Consider the following 2,284-nt stretch of genomic DNA (forward strand, 5'->3'; position numbering starts at 1 on the left):
CTGCAGAATCAACTGGGCAACTACACCGGCAATGCGAGCGAAGCGAGACTCTACGGCGTCGAGTTCCAAGTCGACGCCAAGCCCGTTTCGTGGCTGCTCTTGGGCGCGGCTTTCCAACTGAGCAAGAACGAGATCTCCAAAGACGATCCGACCGTCAGCCGGCCTGCAACCGGTCTCGTGGGTGTGCAAGACGGCGATGTGCTGCCTGCGGCGCCCGAAGGGCAGGCATCAACCTACGCGGAGGTCGACTTTCCGGTGGCGGGCTACCAAGGCTATGTGCGTGCCACTGCTTCGTATCTGGGCGATGAGTGGACCGACTTCGAGCACAACGGCACAAAATTCGGCGGCTTTGCCACCGAGGGCATACGCGGGGGAGTCAACTTCGGTTCTTACGAGGTGGTGGCCTTCATCAATAATTTGAGCAATTCCCAGGGCGCAACCGGCGCATTGGACGCTCAACTCGTAGGACCGGTGGTCATTAACAACCAAGAGTTGTTCCGCATTCGGCCGCGTACCGTGGGCCTGACACTGCGAGCAAGATTCTAAATACACGCGGGGAGAGACCAATGAACTTCAAGTCACGGCTGGTGTGGTTCGGCTGCGCGCCGTTGCTGGGTTTGGCGTTTTCGCTGCAGGCAGCGCCGGTGCTCAAGGGGCCGCCGTCGCGCGCGCTCACCGATCCGAAAAGCTTGAGCTCACCGGTGCTCGAGGGCGCGGGTCCCGTGCCGATCGCGGATCTCTTCTATGTCCGCAGCAGTCTTGACGCCGCGTGGAGCCAAGACTCGAACACGTTCATCGTCTCAACCAATCTCACCGGGCGATTCAATCTGTGGAGCGTGGCCGCGGGCGGCGCGTTCCCGACGCAGCTGACGCAGTCCGACGACCGGCAGATGGGAATTGCGACCTCGCCGGATGGCAAGTGGGTGGTGTTCGAGTCCGATCGCGGCGGCGCCGAGATCTTCGATCTGTATGCGGTTCCCGCGTCCGGCGGCGCCGTCGTCAATCTCACCCACAGCGACGATGTTTCCGAAACCGGCGCGGTGTTCTCGCACGACAGCCGCATGATCGCATTCGGTCATCGCATGAAGACCGGAGCGTCGAACAATGTGGCGGTCATGGACCTGGCCACGCACACGGTGCGTGTGCTCACCCACGAGACGCTGCCCACGATGCAATGGAACGCGGTCGCGTTCACGCCCGACGGCCGCTTCGTGATCGCCAATCGCACCAATGTCGAGCGAACGCACGGCGCCGTCTGGCGAGTCGAGGTTGCGACCGGCGCGGCGACGCCGGTGCTTGCCACGGGCGAGGCCGGACTCAACACCGCCAGCGATATCTCGCCCGATGGACGATGGTTGGCGCTGACCACGGAGACCGCGGCGGGCTCGCTCCAAGCTGCAGTGTATGACACGACGACGCAGAAGCTGACCTTGATCAAGCCGGATGAATGGGAACAAAAAGCCGGCCGCTTCTCACCCGATGGACATTCGTTGCTGATGATCAGCAATGTCGACGGACGCGACGTGATTTATTCCTACGACCCCGCAAGCGGCCGCAGCGCGGTGCTGCCTTTGCCGGCCGGCGTCAATTCCGACTACTACGGCAAGCTGCCGGCCTTTTCGCCCGATGGCAATCGCATCCTGTTTCCGCATCAGTCCGGCAACATGCCGCTCGATTACTGGGTTTTGGAACGCACGAGCGGCAAGGCGGCGCCGGTCACGCGATTCGCATTCGCCAGCGTCGATCCTGAAAAGCTGCCGAAAACGCAGATCGTCCACTACCGCAGCGCCGACGGGACCGTCATCAGCGCCTTCGTTTGGATGCCCTTCAACTTGTCGCGCAATGGCCATGCGCCCGCTGTGGCGCTGCCGCACGGCGGTCCGACGGGGCAGACCATGGATGATTTCGATCGGGACGCCGTGGCGCTGGCCTCACGCGGTTACGTCGTGATCGCCGCGAATCCGCGCGGCTCGACCGGCTATGGCCGTGCCTTTCAGGAAGCCAATCGCCGCGACCTCGGCGGCGGCGACCTGACCGACTACGTCGCGGGCGTGAAGTTTTTGGTGGACAGCGGCTACGTCGATGCGCGGCGAGTCGGCATCACCGGCGTTTCCTATGGCGGCTACATGACCATGATGGCCATAGCCAAGACGCCGGAAGTGTGGGCGGCGGGTGTGGAGATCTGCGGCATCACCAATTGGTTTTCAATGTATGAGCGTGGCTCGCCCGTGCTGCGGCAGTATCAAATGGGATTGCTCGGCGATCCGGTGAAGGACAAGGCGGT

At 62.8% G+C, this 2,284-nt stretch carries 2 protein-coding genes; both read left to right on the forward strand.

The window, feature by feature from the left end:
* Positions 1-546: TonB-dependent receptor (locus VK804_RS07635; RefSeq protein ID WP_325369516.1), on the forward strand; the 546-nt coding region annotated here is incomplete at its 5' end.
* A gap of 20 nt (positions 547-566) precedes the next feature.
* Positions 567-2,284: prolyl oligopeptidase family serine peptidase (locus tag VK804_RS07640; RefSeq protein WP_325369518.1), on the forward strand; the 1,718-nt coding region annotated here is incomplete at its 3' end.

Origin of the sequence: Bradyrhizobium sp., from assembly GCF_035484855.1 — a bacterium.
Classification (GTDB): domain Bacteria; phylum Pseudomonadota; class Alphaproteobacteria; order Rhizobiales; family Xanthobacteraceae; genus Bradyrhizobium.